General features: G+C 69.8%; 23 protein-coding genes and 1 pseudogene. 9 read left to right on the top strand and 15 right to left on the bottom strand.

The window, feature by feature from the left end; genetic code table 11:
• Window positions 1–172: 172 nt before the first annotated feature.
• Window positions 173–1,861 (top strand): LCP family protein, encoded by a 1,689-nt coding sequence (locus P2L57_RS10515; protein WP_275811770.1) that lies wholly within the window; start codon window positions 173–175, stop codon window positions 1,859–1,861.
• Window positions 1,862–2,206: 345 nt separating this feature from the next.
• Window positions 2,207–3,457, top strand: coding sequence for a S53 family peptidase (locus tag P2L57_RS10520; protein WP_372515676.1), 1,251 nt, complete (start codon window positions 2,207–2,209; stop codon window positions 3,455–3,457).
• Window positions 3,458–3,536: 79 nt separating this feature from the next.
• On the opposite strand, the gene P2L57_RS10525 is transcribed toward P2L57_RS10520, so the two are convergent.
• The 4 genes from P2L57_RS10525 to P2L57_RS10540 form a co-directional block, all read right to left on the bottom strand.
• On the bottom strand, window positions 3,537–3,704 hold the full coding sequence (locus tag P2L57_RS10525) for a hypothetical protein (RefSeq protein ID WP_275811774.1): 168 nt from the start codon (window positions 3,702–3,704) through the stop codon (window positions 3,537–3,539).
• Between the two features lie 39 nt (window positions 3,705–3,743).
• Window positions 3,744–4,100 carry a PRC-barrel domain-containing protein gene (locus P2L57_RS10530; protein WP_275811776.1) on the bottom strand — a complete coding sequence of 119 codons (357 nt, stop codon included), beginning with the start codon at window positions 4,098–4,100 and terminating at the stop codon, window positions 3,744–3,746.
• A gap of 175 nt (window positions 4,101–4,275) precedes the next feature.
• Window positions 4,276–4,728 carry a MarR family winged helix-turn-helix transcriptional regulator gene (locus P2L57_RS10535; RefSeq protein WP_275811778.1) on the bottom strand — a complete coding sequence of 151 codons (453 nt, stop codon included), beginning with the start codon at window positions 4,726–4,728 and terminating at the stop codon, window positions 4,276–4,278.
• A 41-nt stretch (window positions 4,729–4,769) separates the two neighbouring features.
• Window positions 4,770–6,494 (bottom strand): MFS transporter, encoded by a 1,725-nt coding sequence (locus P2L57_RS10540; RefSeq protein ID WP_275811780.1) that lies wholly within the window; start codon window positions 6,492–6,494, stop codon window positions 4,770–4,772.
• 348 nt (window positions 6,495–6,842) lie between these two features.
• Between P2L57_RS10540 and P2L57_RS10545 the strand changes: the two genes are divergently transcribed.
• Window positions 6,843–8,294 carry a lipase maturation factor family protein gene (locus P2L57_RS10545; RefSeq protein WP_275811782.1) on the top strand — a complete coding sequence of 484 codons (1,452 nt, stop codon included), beginning with the start codon at window positions 6,843–6,845 and terminating at the stop codon, window positions 8,292–8,294.
• Between the two features lie 81 nt (window positions 8,295–8,375).
• Entirely contained in the window at window positions 8,376–9,323 is a 948-nt protein-coding gene (locus tag P2L57_RS10550) for a glycosylasparaginase (protein ID WP_275811784.1), read from the top strand.
• 12 nt (window positions 9,324–9,335) lie between these two features.
• Here the strand turns inward: P2L57_RS10550 and P2L57_RS10555 are convergent, their stop codons facing one another.
• The 4 genes from P2L57_RS10555 to P2L57_RS10570 all read right to left on the bottom strand — a co-directional run bounded on the left by P2L57_RS10555 (window position 9,336) and on the right by P2L57_RS10570 (window position 10,996).
• Window positions 9,336–9,623, bottom strand: coding sequence for a hypothetical protein (locus tag P2L57_RS10555; protein ID WP_275811786.1), 288 nt, complete (start codon window positions 9,621–9,623; stop codon window positions 9,336–9,338).
• A 164-nt stretch (window positions 9,624–9,787) separates the two neighbouring features.
• Window positions 9,788–10,258: a DUF6294 family protein gene (locus tag P2L57_RS10560; protein ID WP_275811788.1), complete on the bottom strand. Its 471-nt coding sequence runs from the start codon at window positions 10,256–10,258 to the stop codon at window positions 9,788–9,790.
• Window positions 10,255–10,617 (bottom strand): hypothetical protein, encoded by a 363-nt coding sequence (locus P2L57_RS10565; RefSeq protein ID WP_275811790.1) that lies wholly within the window; start codon window positions 10,615–10,617, stop codon window positions 10,255–10,257. The genes P2L57_RS10560 and P2L57_RS10565 overlap by 4 nt, the downstream gene beginning before the upstream one ends.
• A 37-nt stretch (window positions 10,618–10,654) precedes the next feature.
• Window positions 10,655–10,996, bottom strand: a complete 342-nt coding sequence (locus P2L57_RS10570; RefSeq protein WP_275811792.1) for a hypothetical protein — start codon at window positions 10,994–10,996, stop codon at window positions 10,655–10,657.
• Window positions 10,997–11,312: 316 nt separating this feature from the next.
• Here P2L57_RS10570 and P2L57_RS10575 point away from each other — a divergent pair, with 316 nt between their 5' ends.
• Both P2L57_RS10575 and P2L57_RS10580 read left to right on the top strand, forming a co-directional pair.
• Entirely contained in the window at window positions 11,313–12,134 is an 822-nt protein-coding gene (locus P2L57_RS10575; RefSeq protein WP_275811794.1) for a lipase family protein, read from the top strand.
• 128 nt (window positions 12,135–12,262) lie between these two features.
• Window positions 12,263–13,087, top strand: a complete 825-nt coding sequence (locus P2L57_RS10580) for a M55 family metallopeptidase (protein ID WP_275811796.1) — start codon at window positions 12,263–12,265, stop codon at window positions 13,085–13,087.
• Window positions 13,088–13,090: 3 nt separating this feature from the next.
• Here the strand turns inward: P2L57_RS10580 and P2L57_RS10585 are convergent, their stop codons facing one another.
• From P2L57_RS10585 to P2L57_RS10610, 6 genes are all read right to left on the bottom strand, one after another.
• Window positions 13,091–13,708 (bottom strand): SMI1/KNR4 family protein, encoded by a 618-nt coding sequence (locus P2L57_RS10585; protein WP_275811798.1) that lies wholly within the window; start codon window positions 13,706–13,708, stop codon window positions 13,091–13,093.
• Between the two features lie 95 nt (window positions 13,709–13,803).
• On the bottom strand, window positions 13,804–14,742 hold the full coding sequence (locus P2L57_RS10590; protein WP_275811800.1) for a L,D-transpeptidase family protein: 939 nt from the start codon (window positions 14,740–14,742) through the stop codon (window positions 13,804–13,806).
• Window positions 14,743–15,163: 421 nt separating this feature from the next.
• Complete coding sequence (locus P2L57_RS10595; RefSeq protein WP_372515677.1) at window positions 15,164–16,813, bottom strand: APC family permease; 1,650 nt, start codon at window positions 16,811–16,813, stop codon at window positions 15,164–15,166.
• A 156-nt stretch (window positions 16,814–16,969) separates the two neighbouring features.
• Window positions 16,970–17,986 carry a non-homologous end-joining DNA ligase gene (gene ligD / locus P2L57_RS10600; RefSeq protein ID WP_303656125.1) on the bottom strand — a complete coding sequence of 339 codons (1,017 nt, stop codon included), beginning with the start codon at window positions 17,984–17,986 and terminating at the stop codon, window positions 16,970–16,972.
• Window positions 17,983–18,624 (bottom strand): DNA polymerase ligase N-terminal domain-containing protein, encoded by a 642-nt coding sequence (locus P2L57_RS10605; RefSeq protein ID WP_275811804.1) that lies wholly within the window; start codon window positions 18,622–18,624, stop codon window positions 17,983–17,985. The genes ligD and P2L57_RS10605 overlap by 4 nt, the downstream gene beginning before the upstream one ends.
• A gap of 170 nt (window positions 18,625–18,794) precedes the next feature.
• On the bottom strand, window positions 18,795–19,559 hold the full coding sequence (locus tag P2L57_RS10610) for a crotonase/enoyl-CoA hydratase family protein (protein WP_275811806.1): 765 nt from the start codon (window positions 19,557–19,559) through the stop codon (window positions 18,795–18,797).
• Between the two features lie 169 nt (window positions 19,560–19,728).
• Here P2L57_RS10610 and P2L57_RS40680 point away from each other — a divergent pair.
• The 3 genes and pseudogenes from P2L57_RS40680 to P2L57_RS10625 form a co-directional block, all read left to right on the top strand.
• Window positions 19,729–20,061, top strand: a pseudogene (locus P2L57_RS40680) (coagulation factor 5/8 type domain-containing protein); the annotation flags it as partial.
• Window positions 20,062–20,617: 556 nt separating this feature from the next.
• The gene (locus tag P2L57_RS10620) at window positions 20,618–21,889 is read left to right on the top strand and encodes a YncE family protein (protein WP_275811808.1); all 1,272 of its coding nucleotides are present in this window, start codon (window positions 20,618–20,620) and stop codon (window positions 21,887–21,889) included.
• 161 nt (window positions 21,890–22,050) lie between these two features.
• A complete protein-coding gene (locus P2L57_RS10625; protein ID WP_275811810.1) occupies window positions 22,051–22,983 on the top strand; it encodes a chitinase in 933 nt (310 codons plus the stop codon).
• On the opposite strand, the gene P2L57_RS10630 is transcribed toward P2L57_RS10625, so the two are convergent.
• Window positions 22,973–23,299 carry a DUF6295 family protein gene (locus P2L57_RS10630; protein WP_275811812.1) on the bottom strand — a complete coding sequence of 109 codons (327 nt, stop codon included), beginning with the start codon at window positions 23,297–23,299 and terminating at the stop codon, window positions 22,973–22,975. The two genes, P2L57_RS10625 and P2L57_RS10630, sit on opposite strands and share 11 nt — an antisense overlap.
• Window positions 23,300–23,333: the final 34 nt, after the last annotated feature.

The raw sequence follows: 23,333 nt of genomic DNA on the forward strand, positions 1-23,333 counted from the left end.
GGGACGGTACGACGGCACAGCGAGCCTTGCTAGATTGCGCAACTGTGCAACCAGCGCTCGACCTCGTTCGTCTACCCCGCCAAGGATGCACCGCGACGCGCACCTGTCCCACCGTGCCGTCGCCTTGTAACCAATGCCGGAATGACCCGGCTTGACCGCGTGAGGGTGACGCATGACTGATGCAACGGACAACACGGACGCCCCAGTGGCGATCGACGACGCTTCAGTGAGCGAGCAGCGCGGCAGCGGGACCGACGCGACGGCGTCCGAGGGCAGCGGGACGAAGCGGCCCGGTCAGGCGCGGCGCAAGCGCCGGGTCGGGCGCACGATAGCGATAACCGCCTCAGCGCTGGTGCTCGTCACGGCAGGCGGGGTCGCCATGCTCTACGAACACCTCAACGGCAACATCAAGGGCGTCCCGCTGTTCGGCGGCGCCAGCGGAGACGCGGGCAAGGAGAAGCCGGACGCCTTCGGCCGCACGCCGATCAACGTCCTGGTCATCGGCTCCGACGGCCGTAACACCGCCGCGGACTGCAAGCTGGGCGGCGACTGCGGCGGGGGTGGGCAGAACGCCGATGTGGAGATGGTGGTCCATGTCTCGGCGGACCGCTCCAACGCGACCGTGATGAGTGTCCCCCGCGACACCATGACCAACCTGCCCGCCTGCAAGGATCCGCAGAGCGGCGCGACGATGTCCGCCCACCGGGACCAGATAAACAGCACGCTGCAGTACGGGCCCGGGTGCACGGTGGCGGCCGTGCACCAACTCACCGGCATACCCATCGACCACTTCATGATGGTCGACTTCTCCGGCGTGGTGAACATGTCGGATGCCGTGGGTGGTGTCCCGGTATGTGTGGACAACAACGTCTACGACCCGTACTCGCACCTCAAACTGGCCAAGGGCACGCACACCCTCAAGGGCGTCTCGGCACTGGAGTTCGTCCGCTCCCGGCACGGCTTCGGCGACGGCAGCGACCTCGGGCGCACCTACGGGCAGCACATATACCTGTCGTCAATGATCCGCACGCTCAAGAGCGCGGGCACGTTGACCAACCCGGGCGCCATGTACGGGCTCGCCGACGCGGCGACCAAGGCGCTCACCGTGGACAACGGACTGGACAGCATCCCCAAGCTGCTCGGCTTGGCCAACGACCTGAACAAGGTGCCGTCCGACCGCATCACCTTCACCACCATGCAGAACATCCCGGACCCGCAGGACGACTCCCGGGTCCTGGTCTCCCCCGCCGCACAGAACCTGTTCGACGCCATGGCCAACGACCAGTCGCTCACCACCGGTACCGGCGACAAGTCCTCGGCCGCCGCCGCGGCGACCTCGAAGGCCACCTCCACGCCCTCGCCGTCCCCCAGCAGCGTGCCGGACTCGCAGATAGCCGTGGCGGTGGAGAACGGCAGCGGAGTCACCGGCCGGGCCGCCGACCTGGCGGCATCGCTGGTGGACAAGGGGTTCAGCCCGTCGACCAGTTCCGGCAACGCCCCCTCCCCCGCCTCGACCACCACGCTGCGCTACCCGGCGGGCAAGCAGGCGGAGGCCCAGACGGTGGCGCGGGCGCTACACCTGCCCGCCGCGCACCTGAAGCAGGACAGCTCCGTATCCGGTGTGACCCTGGTGATCGGGACCGACTGGACCACCGGCAACGCCTTCCCGGCCCCGCCCAGTTCGAGCCCGGTACCGGCCGACACCGCGGCGGCGACCAACAACGCGCATGCCCAGACCGCCGACCAGTCGAAGGCCTGCGCCCAGGTCAGCACGTTCAAGACGGTGTCCGTCAACGGCGTGGCGATGTCGCCGATCCAGGCCTTCTCCGACAGCCCCGACGTGCCGGTCTCGGCGCCCTGAATCCGGGCCGGAGCCGCTTCCCGACGGGGTCGTCCACCCGTCAACCACGGGCGCTCACCTGGCCATAAGCGCGAGTTCACCGGGCTCCGCTAGGTCAACTCCCTTGTGGCCAGGGGGGATGTCCGCTAATTTGCTCCTCGTCAGACACCACTTTGCGGGGTGGCAGGCAGCCGAATGTCATGCACATGGCTTACTTCCCCTGGCTGCCGTCGCCCCGCACTCTGCCGAGATCTCTTCGCACAGCGCACTTCACGCTCCATTTCCCTGCACCGGGACTCGTACGGCAGCGCCACCCCACACAGGCGCTGTCGTGGGTCGTCCCCACCCCCCATGGAGGGCTGTTCCTTGCGCACCATCTCCGCATCGCTGTCCAGACGCGCCGTTCGGCAGGCCGCCGCCGCGTCCCTGTCGGTGGCCGCCCTGGTCGCCGCGGGCCTGGCGACCGCCGCTCCGGCCGGCGCCACGGTCGCGACCCCGGCCGCTCACCACCCCCACGTCAAGCGGCTGTGCTCGGCACCCAGCAAGCCCGGCATGATGGCATGCAACGCGGTGGCCCGGACCGACATCATGCAGCACCACTCGCTGTCCCCGAACGCCACGCCTTCCGGCTACGGCCCGTCCGACCTGCTGAGCGCCTACAACCTGCCCGCCAACGGCGGCGCCGGTGCGACGATCGCCATCGTCGACGCGCAGGACGACCCCAACGCCGAGGCAGACCTGGCCACTTACCGCTCGCAGTACGGTCTGCCGGAGTGCTCGACCGCCAACGGCTGCTTCAGCAAGGTCGCCCAGGACGGCAGCACCAACTACCCGTCGGCCGACTCGGGTTGGGCCGGTGAGATATCCCTCGACCTGGACATGGTCTCGGCCATCGCGCCCAACGCGCACATCATCCTGGTCGAGGCGAACTCGGCGAGCATGAGCGACCTCGGCACATCGGTCAACGAGGCCGTGAGCCTCGGCGCCGGATACGTCTCCAACAGCTACGGCGGCTCCGAGGACCCGTCGGACACCCAGGCCGACAGCCAGTACTTCAACCACCCCGGCGTCGTCATCACCGCCTCGGCGGGCGACAGCGGCTACGGCGTGGAGTATCCGGCGGCCTCCCCGAACGTGACGTCGGTCGGTGGCACCTCGCTCACCAGGGACTCCAGCTCCCGCGGCTGGTCCGAGAGTGTCTGGGGCTCCAGCGCCGGCGGCAACGGCACCGGCTCCGGCTGCTCCACCGTTGAGGCCAAGCCCAGCTGGCAGACCGACAGCGGCTGCTCCAACCGTACGGTCGCGGACGTCTCCGCGGTCGCCGACCCGGCCACCGGTGTCGCGGTCTACGACAGCTACCAGGCCAGCGGTTGGAACGTCTACGGCGGCACCAGCGCCTCGTCGCCGATCATCGCGAGCGTCTACGCCCTGGCCGGTACCCCGTCCTCGGGCAGCAACCCCGCCTCGTTCCCGTACAACAACACCTCCGCGCTGAACGACGTGACGTCGGGCTCCAACGGCTCGTGCGACCCGTCGTACCTGTGCAACGCGGGGCAGGGCTACGACGGTCCGACCGGGCTCGGCACCCCGAACGGCACCGCCGCCTTCACCGGCTGACGCCCGCCCGCCCAAGCACACCGGGCCCCCGCCGCTGCGTAACGCGTGGCCGGGGCCCGGTGCCATGTCCGAGAAGGGTTCAGCGCGGTGAGCGCCGCCGCCTGCCGCGCAGCCGCATCCTCAGGTAGACCAGATCGGCGAGGAAGATAACCACGCCGATGACGAGCACATAGAACAGCCCCTTGATGACCACACCGATGACGCCCAACACGATCGCCAGGATGACCACCAGCAGGATCAGTGCCATCTCACGCTCCTTCCGCGCCTGACCCGGTGTGCACCGCCGTCACCGGCGGGCCAGCCGCCGTTCGCCGCCGGCGCCGGTCCGGTACTCCAGGTTGTAGTGGGCGAACACCGCCGCCTCCTGGGTGGCCAGCAGTTCGCCGTCGGTGCCGATCCACGGGGCGTCCTTCACCTGGCTCCTGGGATACCTGACCCTGAGGTACGCGGGCCCGACCGTGGCCCCAGCCAGCGGTACGAAGACCAGTCGGCGCCGGGTCGGGATGCCGGTCGTCACCGTGGCGAAGGCGGGCTGATCCGTGGCCGTGTCCACATAGACCGACTCCAGGAAGCCGATCCGCTTGCCCTCGTCGTCGACCACATCATGACCGCGCCACTCCCGGATGTCGCCGGCCTCGAACATCGCTGAGCTCCACATCTGCCTCACCCGCAGGGCACCTGGGCCGTCGTGCGGGCGAAGCGTAGGGATGGTCCCGTCGTCCTCCTGGTTGCTCCTCCTACTGTGCCCTCCAACCCGCAAGTGCGCCGCTCCAGGGGGCGCCCGGCCACAGGCACCGTCCCGCGGGCACCCGAACGGGCTACTCGGGCTCGTCGGCCAGTGCCTCCAGCACCGGGATCGCCGCGTACAGGGCCGCGCACTGGTCGGCGGTGAGTCCGCCCATCCGTGCGGCGAGCATCTCCGAGCGCTCCCGGCGGATCTCGGCGAGCACCTGGCGGCCGTGCGGTGTGATCCCGATCAGCCAGGACCGGCCGTCCTGCGGATCCGGGGCCTTGCCGACCAAACCGTCCGCGGTCAGCGGGGCCAGGGTCCTGGTCATCGACGAGGCCGCCACCCGTTCACGGGCCGCCAGCCCACCGAGGCGCAGCGGACCGTACTGTTCGACCCTGGCCAACGCGGACAGCTGGGCGAACGTCAGGCCCTGCCCGCTGGATGCCTGGACCATCTGCCGGTGGATGCGTGCGATGGCCAGCCGCAGCCGGGACGTCACCGCAGGATCGATTCTGCCCGGATTCGGATCGGCCATGTCCATCGCGGCCCTCCCTGGAGCCGTACGTGAACGCCGCCTGGTCGTCAGCGGGTTCGGGCGGCCGCGGCGTCGGGCTCGCTCACCGTATCCGTACCCGCCGTGTTCCCGGCCCGGCCGCGCACCAGCGAGGCGACGGCGGCCACCAGGGACATCGCGATCGCCAGCCAGAAGACCACCACCAGCCCATCGTGGAACGGGCCGGATATCAGATGCGGAAAGAACTCACGCCCCGTCAACACCGCCGCGTGGCCCGGCGGCAACTGGCCCAGCACCTGTGGTCCGAGCAGCTGCTGGATCGGGTCGTACCCGAGGAACGCGGCGAACAGCGTGCCGACCGGAGGCAGCGCGGCGAAGGCGTGCGCCGCCTGGGCGGGCACGCCCTGCGCGGTGAGTCCGCCGCTCAACGTGGCCGGGAGCGAACCGGACAGGCCCGCCACCATCAGGGAGAAGAAGACACCGATGGACAGCACCATCCCGGCGTTCTGGAAGGTGGCCCGCATACCGGAGGCGGCGCCGCGTGCCTCCGGGGGCACACTCGACATGATCATCGAGGTGTTGGGCGCGGAGAACAGGCCGCTGCCCAGTCCGTTGAGGAACACCAGCAGCGCGAAGGAGGTGTAGCCGAAGTCGGTGGGCAGCACCAGCAGTCCGCCGAACGAGGCCGCGATGACCACCAGCCCGCCCGCCGCGAACGGCCGCGCCCCGAACCGGTCCGACAGATGCCCGGCGATCGGCCCGGCCGCCAGGAAGCCGATGGTCAGCGGTATCAGATATATGCCCGCCCACAGCGGGGTATCGGCGTAGTCGTAGCCGTGCAGCGGCAGCCAGATGCCCTGCAGCCAGACGATCAGCATGAACTGCAGTCCACCGCGGGCGACCGAGCCGAGCAGCGTGCCGGCGCTGCCTCCCGCGAAGGTGGCGTTGCGGAACAGCCGCAGCGGGAACATCGGTTCGGCGGACCTGGCCTCGATCACGCAGAACAGCGCCAGCACCCCGGTCCCGCCGATCAGCCCGGACAGTACCCATGGGTTGGCCCAGCCCATGGTGGAACCGCCGTAGGGCTGGATGCCGTAGGTGATCGCGGCGAGCAGCGCGGTCAGGCCGACGGCGAAGGTGATGTTGCCCCACCAGTCGATCCGGGCCGGGCGACGGACCCCGGTGTCGTGCAGTGAGCGGTACGCCCACACGGTGCCGAGCAGACCGATCGGCACATTGACCCAGAAGACCGACCGCCAGTTCCACTGGGCGAGCAGCCCGCCGAGCAGCAGGCCGATGAACGAACCCGAGATTCCGGCGACGACGTTGACGCCCAGTGCCATCCCGCGTTGGGAGACCGGGAAGGCGTCGGTGATGATCGCCGCGGAGCTGGCCATCAGCATCGAGCCGCCGACCGCCTGCACGACCCGCCAGCCGATCAGCCACAGCGCCCCGGCGCCGCCGTGGAACGGGTCGAGCGAGAGCACCACGGACGTCAGGGTGAAGACCAGGAATCCGGCGTTGTAGATCCTGACCCGGCCGAATATGTCACCCAGGCGGCCCAAAGTGACCACCAGGACCGCGGTGACCAGCATGTAGCCCATGAGCATCCACAGCAGATAGCTGATGTTGCCGGGCTGAAGCGGGTCGAGCCGGAGTCCGTTGAAGATCGCGGGCAGCGAGATCAGCACGACCGAGCTGTTGATCATCGCGAGGAGCGTGCCGAGGGTGGTGTTGGACAGCACCACCCATTTGGCGCGGGGGTGCTCTTCGGCGGTCCAGCGTCCGGCCATTGCGCCTCCCGCGCGGGGTTCAGCGGTCTTCCGGGCGCCTATGGCCCCCGGGCCCCGGGTCGCGGGGGTGAGCGGACTTTGCTGGGGCTGTGCCCCCGGGCACCAGATTGCGGGCCAGCGGCATTTCCGGAGGCTGCCGCCCCCGGGCCCCGAATCGCGGGGCTCAGCGGCATTTCCTGGGCTGCGCCCCGGGCCGGGATTTAGTTAGCTGGCGTCAACCAACTATGCGCTCGGTGACAAGGTGTGCGCAAGGGTTCGCGTTGCGGATGGAGGGGCGGCGGTTCACACAATGGGGCGTGAGCGCCCTCACCAGGCCCCCAGGCAAGGGCCCTTCCAGGAGTGGCTGGCATGGACTGGTTCACCGCACCCGGATCCTGGCTGACCCGGCTGGTCCTGCAACGTTCGCTGGCCGCGCTGTACTTCGTCGCCTTCCTGGTGGCCGCCAACCAGTTCCGGGCGCTGCTCGGCGAGCGCGGACTGCTGCCCATCCCCCGATTTCTGGCCTGGGCACCGTTCCGCCGCGCGCCCAGCCTGTTCCACCTCCACTACTCGGACCGCTTCTTCGCATTCGTCGCCTGGACCGGCGCGGTGCTGTCGGCCGCGATCGTGGCGGGAGCGGCGGACCTCGTTCCGCTGTGGGCGTCGATGCTGCTGTGGCTCGCCCTGTGGGTGCTGTACCTGTCGATCGTCAACGTCGGACAGCTCTGGTACGGCTTCGGCTGGGAGTCCCTGCTGCTCGAAGCCGGTTTCCTCGCGGTCTTCCTCGGCAACAGCCGTACCGCTCCGCCGGTTCTGGTGCTGTGGCTGTTCCGCTGGCTGGTGTTCCGGGTCGAGTTCGGCGCGGGTCTGATCAAGCTGCGCGGTGACCCGTGTTGGCGCGATCTGACCTGCCTGTACTACCACCATGAGACCCAGCCCATGCCGGGACCGCTGAGCTGGTTCTTCCACCATCTGCCGGAGCCGCTGCACCGGGCCGAGGTGGCGGGCAACCACTTCGCCCAGCTCGTGCTGCCGTTCGCGCTGTTCACTCCGCAGCCGATCGCGAGCGTGGCCGCGGGACTCATCATCGTCACCCAGCTGTGGCTGGTCGCCTCCGGCAACTTCGCCTGGCTGAACTGGCTGACGATCGTCATCGCGCTCGCCGCCATCGACGGCTCCCGCGCCGCCGAAGTGCTGCCGCTGCCCAAACCGCCCGCGCTACCCGCCGCTCCACTGTGGTACGAGGTCCTGGTGCTCGCCTTCGTCGCGGGCGTGGTCGTCCTCAGCTACTGGCCCGCGCGCAACCTGGTCTCGCGCGGCCAGATGATGAACTACTCGTTCAACCGGTTCCATCTGGTCAACGCCTACGGCGCTTTCGGCAGCATCAACCGCATCCGCACCGAGATCGTCGTCGAGGGCACCGACGAGCAGGAGATCACGCCCGACACCGTGTGGCGGGAGTACGAGTTCAAGGGAAAGCCGGGCGACCCGAAGCGGCTGCCGCGCCAGTGGGCCCCGTACCACCTGCGGCTGGACTGGCTGATGTGGTTCGCCGGAATGTCGTCCATCTACGCCGAGTCGTGGTTCCTGCCCTTCGCCGCCAAACTGCTGCACAACGATCCGCCCACCATCAAGCTGCTGCGGACCAATCCGTTCCGCGGCTCCCCACCGACGTATGTCCGCGCCCGGCTCTACGAGTACCGGTTCAGCGGTTGGCGGGAGTTGCGGCTCACCGGCGCCTGGTGGGAGCGCACGCTGATCCGCGAGTACCTACCGCCGATCACCTTGCGCAACCTTAGTTCTGACGCGAATCGCCCATAAGGCAGCATGCGTTCTGGTATGGACGCGGTGTGCGGTGCCAGACTGCGCCCGAGCATCTGCACGTCCTACCTACGGAGTGCCATGGCGGACGCCATCATCATCGGAAGCGAGCGCAGCGAGATCGGCCTGCCGGCGGGGATGGAGGTGCTACGGCGCGGCGGTTCCGCCCCCGATGCGGTGGAGGCGGCGATGCACCGTTGCGAGGACAATCCGAACGACCATTACGTGGGCACCGCAGGGCTGCCCAATGCCCAGGGCGTGGTGGAGCTGGACGCTTCGCTGATGCTCGGCTCCACCCGGCGCTTCGGCGCGGTGGCGGCGCTGCGCGACTATCCGCATCCCATTTCGGTGGCCCGCGCGGTACTGGAGCAACTGCCGCAGCACTGCCTGCTGGTGGGCGAAGGGGCGGCGTTGTTCGCCCGGGAATGCGGCTTCGAGACCGCAGAGTTGATCACTGACGAGTCACGGACGATGTGGCGGCAGCAGGTCGCGTGGTCCACCGAGGCCGTCGAGGGCGAGAACACGGCGGCGCTCGACGGCGACCACCACTACCGCGCCAACGCCGTCGAGTTGATCCGCCGGTTGGCACCGCACGCCGAGCCGTGGGGCACCATCAACATCATCGCGCTGGACACGTCCGGCGAGATGTGCGTCGGCGTGTCGACGTCCGGCTTCCCGTACAAGTACCCGGGGCGGGTGGGCGATTCGGCGATTCCCGGCGCGGGCAACTGGTGCGACCTACGGGCGGGCGGCGCCGCCTGCACCGGGCGCGGAGAGCTGGCGATGCGCGGCGGCACCGCACGTACCGTCGTCGATCTGCTCGCCTCCGGGCACGATCCCGCCGAGGCCTGCCACACCGCGCTCCGGGACGCGGCCACCTTGCCGGACGCCTTCCGCTCCGAACTGCGGGCACTCGCCCTCACCCCGGACGGCAGGCACGGTGGCGCGGCCGGGCAGGCGGGCAGTTCCTACGTGGTGATGACCGGGTCGTCGACCGGCCCCGAGACGCATCCGCGCAGGGCCCTGTGACCAACGCGCCTATCAGGAGCGCGGTTTCGATCCGGGCAGCTGGCAGGTCATCACCGAAGGTCGGACCTGGTACTTGACGTGCTCGTGGTCAATCCCCGTGCTCATGCCTTCTACCGGCGACACCGTTTCCGGGAGGTGGCCCGGCACGGTGAGAACAACCGGAAGATCCGCAAGCGCTTCCCCCACCGCCAGACCGACGAGTGCAGCCCGCCGGACCACCTGATCCACAAGTACCGGCTCCTCCGGAATGAAGCCAAGCGTTACGAGGCGCGCTGGATGAGGAACGTCCGGCTCAACCATGCCTGCCGTCTCTGGGTTCGCTCCGCCGTCACCGCGACCACGGCCGCGCGGAACGCGCCCGCATCCGTGGCGAGATGTGCCTCCGCTGGCGCGGCAGACCCGCCCCCGCCGCGTGATCAAGCAACCCATCGTCAGCCGCGAAGCCACCGCCGCTTGGGGCTCGTTCAGCACGAGGCCCATTGCGTCACCTTGACGGTGGCGTTGTAGACGCTGGGTTCGTAGGTGCCGTTCGCCGTCCAGTCGTGCTTCTTGCTCGCCCACATCGTCGGGCTGTCATAGGTGGCCGTGGTGAACAGGCTCTGGCCCGAGGAGTCCTTCAGCTGGAAGCGCGCGTGCCAGATGTCACCGCTGAGCGTGAAGTCCGTCCAGGTCCGTGCGCTGAACGTGAGCGTGCCGTCCGAGTAGAGCCGCAGGTAGCCGCCGGTCTGGTGGCAGTCGCCGACCTTCAGGTCCCCCCAGCTGAACCACTTGTACGCGGTGGCGGCGACGCCCGGTCGGGTGTCGCCGGAGATGCCAGAGCGGACAGCGTCACCGCCCCCGGTGCCGGCCCACGCGGACGTGTGGAAGACGAGCACGGCGGCCAGGACGGAGACCATCGTCACCAGGGCCCTGCCACCTCGCCTGAGAAGTGTCATGGACGGGCTCCCCTCGATGGGCTGTTGTTCGTGCTGGTCGAGCCGAAGCGCACGGCGAACGCCTGCACGCCGGTGGGCGCGTCCCATGTAGCGCCGACCCCCACCAGGGCCCAGCCCCCGCCGCACGAGGAGTCCCCGTACAGGAATGCCGTGTCGGTGGTGTCGTTCGAGAACCTCACCGCGCCGCCCGTAAGCGGCAGGCAGGTGTCACTCTGCGGGTCGAGGACCTGGACGCCCTGCCCCGCCGCCGTCACATACGTGTACGAGCCGCTCGCCGCTTGCGTACTGCCAGGCAGCGCCGTCAGCAGCACGAGCGCCGACGCGGCCGCCAGGGCAGGTCCACGGAACCTGCGCAGCACCCTTGCCGATCTCATCATTCCCCCCAACTCGGCGATGTCAGCAGCTTCCGCAGGCGTACTCGGAGAAGTACGGCTGCGAGCACACCAGGCCGTCGCAGTCCTGGCAGAACTGGCCACACAACAGCGTGTGGCTCGGCGCGTCACAACGTGCGGTACCGGTGGACTGGCACACCGGCACCATCAGCCGGACCTTCTTGCCAGGCGTGACCGCCGCTGCACGGCGGGCGAGCTCGACGCGGGCCTGCTCGACCGTGTAGCAGTGATGGGCGGCTCTGGGCGGTTGGCCGGCGGCGCCGGCGTCGGCTACCGCGGTAGCGGGCACGCCGAGGGCGATGCCCACGGCGAAGAGAGCCGATACGGCTCTGCGAATGCTCATCATGCTGTCATGCTGCCCCTCCTCCAAATGGGCAACTCCCAGGGCGAAAAGGTCATATGAACAGCCCGGTTGTCTCATCCGGCATGTCGTCTCGCGGCTCCGCTCATCACGCACCGGACACTCCCTGGCCGCCTGCCCACTCCCCTGCCGGCCGAAGACGGAGGCAGCCGCTCTGACCGCACACGGGACGCCCATCGGGGTGACAACCAAGCGCGGCGACGCCCAGCTACGGGCTCGGGGTGGATACGACAGGGCTCAACGCCCGCGTCGGCCCGCATGTCGACGACCAGCAGGAACAGTCACGAGAGGGGACCTCGTCATGCCCGTACCGTCCGCGATTGACCACCAGGCCACCGGATACAGCCTTCCGCACGCCTACTGGCTCGCCAAAGCCTCCGACCTCGCATACAAAGACGAGTCCACCATCGACCAGCAGGCCCGCGCCTGGGGCTTCGACCGCGTGCGCCACCACCAGACCCGGTTCACACCGCCGTTTCCGCTCCAGGACACCCAGGGCTACACCATGGCCAGCGACCACATGGTCATCACCGCGTTCCGCGGCACGGAGCCCAGGGAGATCCGCGACTGGCTCTCGGACGCCAATACTCCGCCGTGGCCCGGCCCAGCCGAGACCGGCTACGTCCACTTCGGCTTCGCCGAGGCCCTGCAGTCGATCTTCCCCGACGTCAAGCGGGCCCTGGCGGAGCTGCGCACCAACGGCCAGAGCGTGTGGTTCACCGGCCACAGCCTCGGCGGCGCGCTGGCGATGCTCGCCGGAGCCCGGATGTACCTGGAGGAGCCGCGGGTCCAAGCGGACGGCGTCTACACCTTCGGCCAGCCCCGCACCTGCGACCGAATCCTCGCCGCCGCCTGCAACAAGGGCTTCAAGAACCGCATGTACCGCTTCGTCAACAACAACGACATCGTGCCGCAGCTCCCGCCGGAGCCGGTCTACACCCACGTCGACACCCTCAGGTACATCGACTCCACCGGCAGGCTTCGCGACTCGACGACGTTGCTGGGCGGCCTGGCGGACCGCGCCAAGGGCCTCACGGCCGACGCCTTCGCCCCGGCAAGCGACGGTGTGCGTGACCACTCCATGCACAACTACATCGCCGCTTTGGAGAAGAACCTCGCCTGACGTCGAGGCGGCGGACCCGAGGTCGAGGACGCCGTCACTGTGCGCGGGGTTCTCCTGGCCTGCGGCCAGTTTCCGGTGGGCGCGAAATCGCAGGCCACGCAGGCTGGTTCACGGGTAAAATCTCCCGGATGAAGATCTTCGTCTCCTCCGACATGGAGGGCACGGCCGGGATCGTGGACTGGAACCAGTGCAGGCCGCTGGAGGCGGAATACGGATACCACCGCGGCCTGCTCCAGGAGGAGGTGAACGCCGCGATCGAGGGCGCGATGGCGGCTGGCGCGTCCGCGTTCCTGGTCAACGACTCGCACTCGAAGATGGCCAACCTGCGCCCGGACGCGCTCGCTGGCCGGGCCCGCTATCTGTCGGGCCGCCACAAGCCGCTGTACATGATGCAGGGCCTGGATGCCTCGTTCGACGGGGTCTTCTTCGTCTCCTACCACGGCTCGATGTCCGGCGAGTCATCGGTGCTGTCGCATACGTACAACCCGCAGGCCATCAGCGAAGTGCGGCTGAACGGTACTCCGGCGGGCGAGGCCGGTATCAACGCGCTGGTCGCGCTCGGACACGGTGTGCCGGTGGCGCTGATCACGGGCGACGACATCACGGCGGCGGAGATCCAGCCGTTCTGCCCCGGCATCCGCAGCGCCGTCGTGAAGACGTCCGTGTCGCGGTTCGCCGCCGACAGTCTGCACCCCGAGGCGGCGCGCGAGCTGATCAGGGCCGCCGCCGAGGATGCGACGCGCGGACTGGCCGAGCTCTCCGCTCCCGGCATCGCACTGCCCGCGACGCTGACCGTGCGGTTCCGCAACGCCGATCTCGCCGAGATGGCGACCTGGATCACCGGGGTGCTCCGCGTCGACAACCTGACCGTGCGGATCACCGACGATGACCCGATCCGGCTGTACCGGACGTTCGTCACGGTGGTCCTGCTGACCCGCGGCATCGCCGAATGACCGTCAACTGCCGGACCGGGCCCGGGCCTGCGCGCCCCAGCGCCGCAGTGCCTCCGGCGCCGCGGTGTCCTCGGCGGCGTCGAAGTCGGCCCAGTCGTCCTCGGCGTCCGGATCGCTGTACCAGCCGGTGCCGTTGAGAGAGGTCTCCAGCCAGGAGGCCAGGCTGTTGGAGTCGACAAACCAGGCGTCCGCCCAGTCGTCGCCGACCGGGTTGGGCTCGAAGAGCAGGACGGTGCCCTGCGGACTGCGGCAGTCCACACAGGCGAGCATGCCGCACCCCCACGTCATGATCGGTACCACGCCTTCCGGCCAGAACCAGCCGTCATCCCCTGGATCGGGGGCCCGGCGGTCCCGGTAGGCGGCGGTCAGCGGGCCTGCCGTCTCGCTCACCCGGCTGCCGGCGGATGTGGAGAGGCGGAACAGGCCGTACTCGGGCCCGAAGCCCCCGTCGGCGACCTCCCGGTACAGTCGCGCCAGCAGCGGATGCAACGGGAATCCCAAACCCTTCTCGGCCGCCGCCAACTCGCCCTCGGAAACTGGAGGTTGCAGTGGAGCACAACGCTCCTTGGCGCGGGCGGTAACCAGGGCCATGATGTCGTCGTGGCGCGGCGGGTCTTCCATACCGCCATCATCCCGCGCCCCACTGACACCGGGCCGCCGGGCGCGTCACCTCGCGGGTCCCTGTCCGACGGCCGATCGTCATGAACCGGCGCCGGTCACTGCCGCAGCGCTGCCCTGTCGCCCATGACGATCACCGGGTGGGCGGCGGGATTCAGCTTTCGCAGCAGCTCGATCATGTGCTCGCGGGACAGCGCGACACAGCCGTGTGTCGGGCCCTGGTGGTCCACGTGCACCCACAGCCCCGCGCCGCGGCCCCGGCCGAGCGGCGTGCGGGAGTCGAGGGGTGAACCGCCCGGGACACGGTTGTAGTCGATCGCCACCACATAGTCGAAGGAGCCGGTCAGCGGCTCGCCCTCGAAACCCGCCCCCACGGCGCGAAAGGCCGGGGAATGGTCATACGGAAGCCGGGTGCCCGGGTTCGGGGCGAGTCCCCCGGCGGCGCTGAGCGAGTAGACGCCGACCGGGCTGCGCAGGTCGTCGGTCCGGTGGTAGGCGGTCCAGCCGCGCAGCGCGTTGTGCGCGGTCCAGGTCGTCCCTGGATGCCAGTCCCCGTGGTCGTCACGGCTCCACAGCGTCGCGGCGGACATCCAGGAGTCCGGCCCCTGGCCGACCACCACGAGTGCCTGCCGGGCGTCCGCCGGGATCGCGGCGCCGAGCCGCGGGCCGATTCCCGGCAACCGCCGTACCGACGGGCGAGGTTGCGGACCCGGTGCGGCACTGTGCGCCGTGCTCGCCGGGCGCGCGGGTCGTACCTCGGCGGACGCCGACCTGCTGGAGCGGAACATCGCGCCTGGATTCGCGTACAGGGCGGTGGTGCCGAGCACCCCCAGGCCGACGCAGGCGCAGACCAGCCATGCGAGGCGATCCCGGCCCTGCGCCCGGTGCCGTGCCGACCGCGGGCCCGGCGGCTCGCCGCCGCAGCCGTCATCCTCCCCGTCCGGCCACTCGGACGCGTACCGGTTTCGCTGCCGCGGGGCAGCAGGCGCGCTGCGCGACCGGGACTCCGGTCCGGCAGCAGGAGCGTATGGGGGCACGCCTCCTCCTTCGGTTCTGCGGTCTTCAGGGCTGCGTTCTGCTGGTCTGCGCTCGGCGTGGTCGTACGGGTCAACGAGCCAACCGCGCACGGAGCACGGTCTCTTGACTCGCGGCTCGCTCTGAGGTACCTCGGCGTTGCTGGTTGACAGGGTCGACTTGCGCGCTGCGTGCGCAGTCCTGCTCCCCGCTGACCCACCCTCAGACGGAGCCTCACCATAGGCACGGCGCCAGCCGAGTGCCCGGACCCCACGCCGGGGGTCAGCCAGAGGCGCTATCGAACCGCGACGCCGGGGTGACGCGGTAGGCACGCCGAGGGTCGACGGACGCACCCGCACCGCACGGCCGGGGGACGGGCCGCACGTCCGTTCCTGTGCCGCGGCGGCACAACCACGCTGTACACGGCCCGCGTTGGCGGTCGGCTCAGTCGGCCGGTACGACCTTGACGCCGATGTACTCCTGGGTCCGCTCAGCGGGCAGTCGGACCAGCTGCGCCCAGTAGTAGATGACCAGGCTGAACGCAGCGATGATGACGATGTCCCACCACAGCGGAATACGGTCGGCAGCGCCGCAGGCAACCTTGGACGCCGGTCCGCTGCTGCAGAAGCCGCCCTGCCAGGAGATCACGCCCATGCCGACCAGATATACCGGCAGCCACTGTGCGGACTTCCAGTCCAGATGCGGGGCCCGCGGGTTGAGCTTGAGCGCCACCGAGCCACCCAGCAGCACATAGCCGAGCACGATCGCCGTTCCCAGCCGCCAGAGCGTGTCCCACCCCGCCCAGTAGATGATCAGGTTCGCCACGATGAAGGCCACCGGCGCCCAGATCCCTCCGCCCGGCAACCGGTAGGGGCGGGGCCGGTCCGGGTCCTGCTTGCGCAGGCAGCCGAAGGCGAGCGGCGCCCCCGCGTACATCAGCACACTGGCGGAGGTGATGAATCCGACCAGCTTCTGCCAGGTGGGGAAGGGCAGGAAGACGATGAGTCCGATGACGAAGGCGAACAGCAGGCTGAACCACGGAACGCCGCGCCTGGTGGTGCGTTCGAAGATCTCGGGCACATAGCCGTTGCGGGACAGGCCGTATGAGACACGGGATGTCGCGGTCACGTAGATCAGACCGGTACCGGTCGGCGAGACGACCGCGTCGACATAGAGGAGGGCGGCCAGCCAGCCGAGCCCGACCGAGGCGGCCAGACCGGCGAACGGACCCGCCTTGCCGCTGAACGTGAGGTTGGCCCACCCGTGGACGAAGGCACTGTGCGGCAGGGCCGCGATGAAGACCACCTGCAGGGCCGCGTACAGCAGCGTGCCGATGAGGATCGAGCCGATCACCGCCCGCGGGATGTCCCTGGCCGGGTTGCGGCTCTCACCGGCCAGTTGGTCGGCCTGCTCGAACCCGAGCAGCGCGAAGATGACACCGCTGGTGCTCACCGCGGAGAGCACGCCCTTGGCGCCGAACGGGGAGAAGCCCTGGTAGCCGAAGTTGCCGCCGTGGAACCGGGTCACCGCGAGCACCACGATGGTGAACACCGGAACCGCGATCTTCCACCAGGTCGCGGCACTGTTCGTATGGGCCAGCCACCTGATGCCCAGGAAGTTGACGACGACGAAGAACGCCATGAAGGCGACGGCCAGCCCGTAGCCGCCCGCGGTCAGGTGGTTCTTGCTCGTCTGCACCCAATTGGCGTGCACACTGAGGTAGTTCAGCGAGGCCATGACCTCGACCGGCGCCACGGTGACCGCCTGCAGCCAGGAGAACCAGCCGAAGGAGGCTCCGGCGACGCTGCCGAAGGCGTAGTGCGGAAAGCGCGCGGTGCCGCCCGCGACCGGATACATCGCCCCCAGCTCGGCGTGCACGAAGGCCAGGACGATGATGGCGAGCGCGCCGATCCCCCAGGACAGCAATGCGGCGGTTCCGGCGGCTTGTGCGGCGTAGAGCGCCCCGAACAGCCAGCCGGAACCGATGACGGACCCTTCCGAGGCCCAGACCAGGCCGACCAGTCCGATCTCTCGCTTGAGACCGGGGTTCTTGGGCGTCACGAGAGCGGCTGCGGGCGGCGACTCCATGTGCATACACCCCTCGTGTCGCGGTCGAACCAGGTGAGGTGAGGGCAAGGTGAGCCGGGGAGCAATACCTGACAAGAATGATCATTCCACAGTAGACGTTGCGGGCATGGTTGACGGGCCGCCACCCCGGCGCCGCACGGCCGGCCGCCGGGCCCCGGCGGACTACGCCCCGGTCGCCCGCTCGCGCACCACCTCGCGGGGGCTCTTGTCATCGCGCAGCCCGAGGAAGCGGGGGTGCCGCAGCTTTCCGTCGCGCGTCCACTCGGTGAAGCCGATCTGTGCGACCAGCTCGGGTCTGACCCAGTGCGCCGCCCGTTCCCGGACCGGCTCGGCGAAGGGCGAGCTGCCCTGTTCGAGCTCGTCGAGGCGGGCTCTGAGCCGCAGCAGGGTGGCGGTGTCGAATCCGGTGCCCGCCTTGCCCGCGTAGCGCAGCCGGTCGTCCTCGTAGTAGCCCACCAGCAGCGCACCGAAGCCGACGCGGCTGCCGGCCGGTTCGGTGAACCCGCCGACCACCATTTCCTGTCCGGCCGAGCACTTCAGCTTCAGCCAGTCCGCTGACCGCTTTTGTACGTAGCGTCCCTCGGCCCGCTTGGCGATCAGCCCTTCCCAGCCCTGCTCACAGGCGCGGGCCAGCAGCTCCGGTCCTCCGGAGCTGCGGTGGGTGGTGAAGCGCAGCGGGGGCTGGACGTCGATGGCGCGGCGCAGCAGTGACGCGCGGGTGCGCAGCGGCAGCCGCGTGAGGTCCTGGCCGTCGAGGCGGAGCAGATCGAAGAGGTAGTACGTCACCGCCACGCCGCTCATTCGCACGTCGTGGGGCTTGGTGAGGCCCATGCGCCGCTGCAGCCGGGCGAAGCTGGTGCGGCCCTGGTCGTCCAGGGCGACGATCTCGCCGTCCACCAGGAAGTCCTGGCACTCCTGCCGCTCCAGGACGTCGATGATCTCGGGGTAGGTGGAGTCCATCGGCCGTCCGGTACGGGACAGCAGACCCGCGCGGCCACCGATGCGGAAGCCCAGCGCCCGTACCCCGTCGAGCTTGCGCTCGAAGATCCAGCCGCTGTCGAAGGACTTGCGGTCGCTGAGCACGGCCAGCATCGGGCGCACCTCGCGGGGGTGCGGGGCGGGGCGCAGCAGGTCACGCTGCTCCGGCGGCAGCCGCCGCAGCACCTCGGTCACGGTCATGACCGGGTGCCGTGCCGATGCGCGTCGTCGGCACGCTGCCTGTCCTTCCGGGCCGCCTCTGCGTCGGCCGCGATCTGCTTCAGGGTGCGACGGGTGCGGACCGACTTGGCGCGGCCCGGCTCCGGCGTACCCGCCGAGGACGCGTGCCCGTCGTCCCTCTTCACCAGCAGCCAGGCCTCCGGACGGATGCGGGTGAGGGCGAATCCGCCGTGCAGTTTCCTTCCGTCGAGCCAGAACGAGGCATGGCCGCGGGCCAGCGCCTCGGCGATGGGGATCTCCTCGCCGTCCCGCTCGCTCAGATTGCGGTACGTCCCGGAGTCCCAGACCAGCACGGTTCCCGCGCCGTACTGGTCGTCGCCGATGACGCCCTCGAAGTCCTGGTAGTCCAGTGGGTGGTCCTCGGTGGGCACCGCCAGCCGCTTGTCGTGCGGGTCGGTGGAGGGGCCCTTCGGAATCGCCCAGGACTTCAGTACCCCGTCGACCTCCATGCGGAAGTCGAAGTGGCGGGTGCTGGCGTCGTGCAGTTGCACGACGTAGCGGGACCCCCGCGGTCCGCCGCCCCGGCCGCCCTGGGGCTCGGGAGTCTTCGAGAAGTCGCGTTTGCGGTGGTACTCCGCCAGCGATTTTCGCGAGGTCATGGCGGCCTTCCTCCGGATAGGCACCAGCGGCCGCGGACAGCGGGTCACCGCCCGTGGCCCTCCCCCGTAACCCACCGTTACCCGCTGGGTCCGCGGATGCAAGCGGTACGCGAGCCCGGGGCCGCGCCCGACACTGGCCGTACCGTCAGCCCTCCCGGGCCGGGCGGACCTCAGAGCTGGCTGAAGTCCCCGTGCCGGCCGGCGCCCGCGGCGAACCGTGCGGCGCCGCTGAGCGCCTCCGCCATGGCCGCCTGGCCGTGCCGCAGCTCGACGGCCATCGCCTCCTGTTCCGTGAGACCGTCCTGGGCGAGGACGGAGGCCCGGTCGCCGCGCAGGCAGGTCTGCGGGAACCGGGCGATCTGCCCCGCGAGCTCCTCGGCGGCGGCCCGTGAACGGCCGGTCGGTACAACGCGGTTGGCCAGTCCGATGGCGTGCGCCTCGGCGGCGGGTACCGGCCGACCGGTCAAGATCAGGTCCATCGCACGGCTGGTGCCGATGAGCCGCGGGAGCCGTACCGTACCCCCGTCGATCAGCGGCACGCCCCAGCGTCGGCAGAAGACGCCGAACACCGCGTCCTCCTCGGCCACCCGCAGGTCGCACCAGAGGGCGAGTTCCAGCCCGCCCGCCACCGCATGCCCGCTCACCGCGGCGATCACGGGTTTCGTCAGTCGCAGCCTGGTGGGGCCCATGGGGCCGTCGCCGTCCGGCGCGACCCGGTTGCCGCGCTCGGTGCCGACCGCCTTGAGGTCAGCGCCGGAACAAAACGTTCCGCCTTCGCCCCACAGCACGGCCACCCTCGCCCGCGGATCGGCGTCGAAGGCACGGAACGCCTCGGCGAGCGCGGCCGCGGTCACCCCGTCCACCGCGTTGCGGCACTCCGGCCGGGACAGTACGACCGTGGTGACCGGACCGTCGCGCTCGACGCGGACACTCATTCCTGGCTCCTCGATCGCCATCCGGGGGCTTCCCGGGGAGACCCCCACGGGATTCGGCATCCGACGCTCATCCTATGCGGGTGCGGTCCGCCACCGGACCGGCCGGCGCGTGACGCGGGACGGCGCCGTCAAGTCCGCGCCAACGCTTTGACGCACCATCAGGCACGGTGCGGAGAACCTCTCGGCCAACCCCTCGTCGGGTACGGACCAGTGGGCGGTCTCCCCGGCGGCGCCGTACCTCAGTAAGCACCTGCGCGGTTCGCTGCGCCTGTACGACGGGGGCTGGTCCAGCGGTGGTTCCACCGCCGACTCGGTGATCGACGGGCAGCCGCGGTCGGGCAGCCGGCAGCAGTGGCTTTCGCGGAACACCGAATGGGGAGGCTGGACCGGGTCCGACTGGAACATGGTGTTCGTCGGCGACACCAATCCGCCCGCCGGCAACTTCCCCAACCCGCCCTACACCGTGGCCGGTCAGGCACCGACCACGCGGGAGAAGCCGTTCCGCGGCGGGCGGAGGCACTTCTTCCAGAACGAACTGCCGTACGACCCGCCGAACCAGACCGCCTGGTGAAGCGACGCCAACGGATACGACGCGTACAAGGTGGCCGACGCGGTGACGAGTCATGAGGCGTGGGGGCTTGGCGGCTACCGCTACTTGAGCAGCGATCCGGGCATCGCGGCGGTCCGCTCATTCGAGTTGCCGGACACCCGCGGTCAACACCTCGGTAGGCGGCGGTGGACCGGTGCGGAATCGATTTTGTTTGCCGGATGTGGATCGGGGCAGGCGCGTTGCGGAAGTGCGAGTCCAGCTCGCCGCCGCCACACGTGGTGCCCTGCCGGTCCCCCCACTATCGACCGGGCACCACGTGTGGCACACACGCAGCGGTCACCGTTGTCCGCCCGGCACGTCGAACGTCTACGTCCTTCCACGCCCTTCCGCGAGTCGATCTTCGTAGGGCAGCCCCAACCCCCGCCGCACCAGGGGCGGCGAGTCGCGCCATCGGTGCGCTGTGCCTAGGTTTGTCCCGTATCCAGTTCATCGACGACGGGAGGACCCTGTGCGTGCGCGCCCCCTCCGCATCGCATTGGTCTGCGGCCTCGCGCTCACCGCGGGCGTCGTGGCGGTCAGTACGCTGGCCGCCCCCGACAACAACGCCAGCGCGTCAACCCGTCCGGGCCGCCCGGCGCCGGTGCGGGCCGGGCACGCCGCCACCGGTGTGCACCACCCGTCCGGCGGCATCCCCTGGATAGCGCAGGCCGGCGCGGCGAACCCGTTCAGTCGCCCGCTCGCCCTGGCGGACGCCTACGCGTTCACCCGAACGGGGATGCTCAGCCCCACCGTCGCCAAGGACCCCGAACTGGTCTACGTGCCCAACAGCGGCGAGACCGGCATGGGCGGCACCAACATCTCGTCCAGCCGCGACCGCGACACCGTGACCGTGATAGACCCCAAGTCCTTCCGGATCGTCGGCCATTTCCCGGTCGGCAGGCTGCCGCAGCACGTCACCCCGTCCTGGGACCTGCGGACGCTCTGGGTCGACGCCAGCGGCAGCAACCAGCTCGTACCGCTGGACCCCCGAACCGCCAAGCCCGGCAAGCCGGTTCCGGTGGACGCCCCGTACAACCTGTACTTCACCCCGGACGGCGGCTCCGCGCTCGTCATGGCGGAGCGCCGGAACCATCTGGATGTCCGGGACCCGCACACCATGGCCTTGCGGCGCACCGTCACCGCGCCCTGTTCCGGTATCAATCACGCCGACTTCTCGCCGGACGGCAGCTACTTCATCGCCAGCTGCGAGTTCTCCGGGCAGCTGCTGAAGTTCGACACGGCCACGCTGCGGATCCTCGGAGAGCTCGACCTCGGCCCGAACGCGATGCCGCAGGACGTCCGGCTCGGCCCGGACGGGCGCACGTTCTATGTCGCCGGTTTCCATGACGGCGACCTGATCGCTGTCGACGGAGCGACCATGCGCCAGGAGGGGACGATCCCCACCGGGGCCGGTGCGCACGGGATATACCCCAGCAGGGACGGAACCCTGCTGTATGTGTCCAACCGCCAGGACGGGTCGGTCAGTGTGGTGGACCCCGGCAGACGCACCACGACGGCCACCTGGCGAATACCCGGCGGCGGCTCCCCCGACATGGGCGGGGTCAGCGCCGACGGCACACAACTGTGGCTCTCCGGCCGTGACCACGACGAGGTGTATGTCTTCGGCACCGCCGACGGGCGGCTGCTGGCCCGGATACGGGTCGGCGCCAACCCGCACGGACTCGCGTTCTTCCCGCAGCCCGGCCGCTACAGCCTGGGCCACACCGGCAACTACCGCTGAGCGCACGGCATCACGTGATCCGGCCGACCGGCAACGGTCGGCCCTGTCGCATGCCTTGACACCGGTTGGCGGCGGGGCCATTCTCACCCAAACCAGTTAGGAAACTTTCCTTCCAGTCTCCCGCCATGCCCGTCCAGGGCGCATATGAGGGGCTTCCTGTCATGCGCAGATCATTTCAGGCGTCCGTACTGGCGACATCCGGCCTGATCCCCGCCGCACTGCTGATCGCCACCGCTCCAGCCCATGCGGCGGCCTCGTTCCCCGCGCACTACGCCGCCCCGTACCTCCAGATCAGCCACTCGGACGCCGGTGACATGGCGGCGGACATGAAGACCACGGGCGTACGCGACTACACACTGGCCTTCCTCACCCCCAAATCGGGGTGCACACCGCAGTGGGAGGACGGCGGCGACTCGCTCGGCGCGTTCGCCTCCCAGGTGAAGTCGCTGAAGGCGGCCGGCGGCGATGTCATCATCTCGTTCGGCGGCGAGGCGGGCGGTGAGCTGGCGCAGACCTGCACCTCGGTCTCCCGACTCACCGCCGCGTACAGCAAGGTGGTCACCACCTACGGCGTCACCCGTCTGGACTTCGACATCGAAGGCGGCGTCCTCGACGACTCATCGGCCAACTCCCGCCGCGACCAGGCCCTGGCCGCGCTGCAGAAGGCGAACCCGTCGGTCCAGATCGACTACACCGTGCCGGTCGCCCCGACCGGCCTGGAGTCCAACGCCCTCAACCTGCTGAGGGACGCCAAGAGCAAGGGCGTCAAGGTCAACCTGGTCAACATCATGACGATGGACTTCGGCAACGGCCACAACGCGCTCGCCGACGCCGAGTCGGCCGCCAACGCCACGCACGGCCAGCTCGCCGGACTCTACGGCGGTTCGTCGTCGCAGGTGTGGGGGCGCATCGGGCTCACCCCGATCGCCGGGAAGAACGACGACAACGAGAACTTCACCCAGTCCAACGCCACCACACTGGAGCGCTTCGCCGCCGCCAAGGGCGTTCAGGAACTGTCGTTCTGGGAGGTCGACGGCTACGACAAGGGCACCGGATACGCGTACTCCAGGATCTTCAACGAGATCACGAGCTGACCGGCTGTCCCGCCGTGGAGACCGCGGCTCCGCCCGGCCTCACGGTGCCGCCGCCCGACGCGAGGCCGGGCGGGGCGGCGGCCAGCGCGTCGTGGATGGCGCGTACCAGTGCCAGGGCGGACTCCTCGGTCAACTCCACCGCCACCCGCGCCCCGGGACCCTGCTCGGGGTTGATGAAGTCGATGTTGAGGGTGTGCTCCTGCGGCGCGTGCTGGGGGTGGTCGACATAGACGGTCGCATGGGTCAGCGGGAACCAGCCGCGCGCCCCTTTGCCGCTGCCCTCGACGGAGATCTTCTCGGTGAGGTACGTGCACATGCTGGACTCCTGGTCAGGCGGAAGGGGGACGGTG

It is taken from the genome of Streptantibioticus ferralitis, assembly GCF_029223525.1.
GTDB lineage: Bacteria > Actinomycetota > Actinomycetes > Streptomycetales > Streptomycetaceae > Streptantibioticus_A > Streptantibioticus_A ferralitis.

What these genes read in the sequence shown, in the direction of transcription:
- P2L57_RS10545 (WP_275811782.1), top strand. Translation starts at nt 6,843, where the DNA reads ATGGACTGGTTCACCGCACCCGGATCCTGGCTGACCCGGCTGGTCCTG.
- P2L57_RS10560 (WP_275811788.1), bottom strand. Translation starts at nt 10,258, where the DNA reads ATGACACTTCTCAGGCGAGGTGGCAGGGCCCTGGTGACGATGGTCTCC.
- P2L57_RS10570 (WP_275811792.1), bottom strand. Translation starts at nt 10,996, where the DNA reads ATGATGAGCATTCGCAGAGCCGTATCGGCTCTCTTCGCCGTGGGCATC.
- P2L57_RS10530 (WP_275811776.1), bottom strand. Translation starts at nt 4,100, where the DNA reads ATGTTCGAGGCCGGCGACATCCGGGAGTGGCGCGGTCATGATGTGGTC.
- P2L57_RS10525 (WP_275811774.1), bottom strand. Translation starts at nt 3,704, where the DNA reads ATGGCACTGATCCTGCTGGTGGTCATCCTGGCGATCGTGTTGGGCGTC.
- P2L57_RS10540 (WP_275811780.1), bottom strand. Translation starts at nt 6,494, where the DNA reads ATGGCCGGACGCTGGACCGCCGAAGAGCACCCCCGCGCCAAATGGGTG.
- P2L57_RS10555 (WP_275811786.1), bottom strand. Translation starts at nt 9,623, where the DNA reads ATGGTTGAGCCGGACGTTCCTCATCCAGCGCGCCTCGTAACGCTTGGC.
- P2L57_RS10515 (WP_275811770.1), top strand. Translation starts at nt 173, where the DNA reads ATGACTGATGCAACGGACAACACGGACGCCCCAGTGGCGATCGACGAC.
- P2L57_RS10625 (WP_275811810.1), top strand. Translation starts at nt 22,051, where the DNA reads ATGCGCAGATCATTTCAGGCGTCCGTACTGGCGACATCCGGCCTGATC.
- P2L57_RS10550 (WP_275811784.1), top strand. Translation starts at nt 8,376, where the DNA reads ATGGCGGACGCCATCATCATCGGAAGCGAGCGCAGCGAGATCGGCCTG.
- P2L57_RS10575 (WP_275811794.1), top strand. Translation starts at nt 11,313, where the DNA reads ATGCCCGTACCGTCCGCGATTGACCACCAGGCCACCGGATACAGCCTT.
- P2L57_RS10535 (WP_275811778.1), bottom strand. Translation starts at nt 4,728, where the DNA reads ATGGACATGGCCGATCCGAATCCGGGCAGAATCGATCCTGCGGTGACG.
- P2L57_RS10580 (WP_275811796.1), top strand. Translation starts at nt 12,263, where the DNA reads ATGAAGATCTTCGTCTCCTCCGACATGGAGGGCACGGCCGGGATCGTG.
- P2L57_RS10585 (WP_275811798.1), bottom strand. Translation starts at nt 13,708, where the DNA reads ATGGAAGACCCGCCGCGCCACGACGACATCATGGCCCTGGTTACCGCC.
- P2L57_RS10610 (WP_275811806.1), bottom strand. Translation starts at nt 19,559, where the DNA reads ATGAGTGTCCGCGTCGAGCGCGACGGTCCGGTCACCACGGTCGTACTG.
- P2L57_RS10605 (WP_275811804.1), bottom strand. Translation starts at nt 18,624, where the DNA reads ATGACCTCGCGAAAATCGCTGGCGGAGTACCACCGCAAACGCGACTTC.
- ligD (WP_303656125.1), bottom strand. Translation starts at nt 17,986, where the DNA reads ATGACCGTGACCGAGGTGCTGCGGCGGCTGCCGCCGGAGCAGCGTGAC.
- P2L57_RS10630 (WP_275811812.1), bottom strand. Translation starts at nt 23,299, where the DNA reads ATGTGCACGTACCTCACCGAGAAGATCTCCGTCGAGGGCAGCGGCAAA.
- P2L57_RS10595 (WP_372515677.1), bottom strand. Translation starts at nt 16,813, where the DNA reads ATGCACATGGAGTCGCCGCCCGCAGCCGCTCTCGTGACGCCCAAGAAC.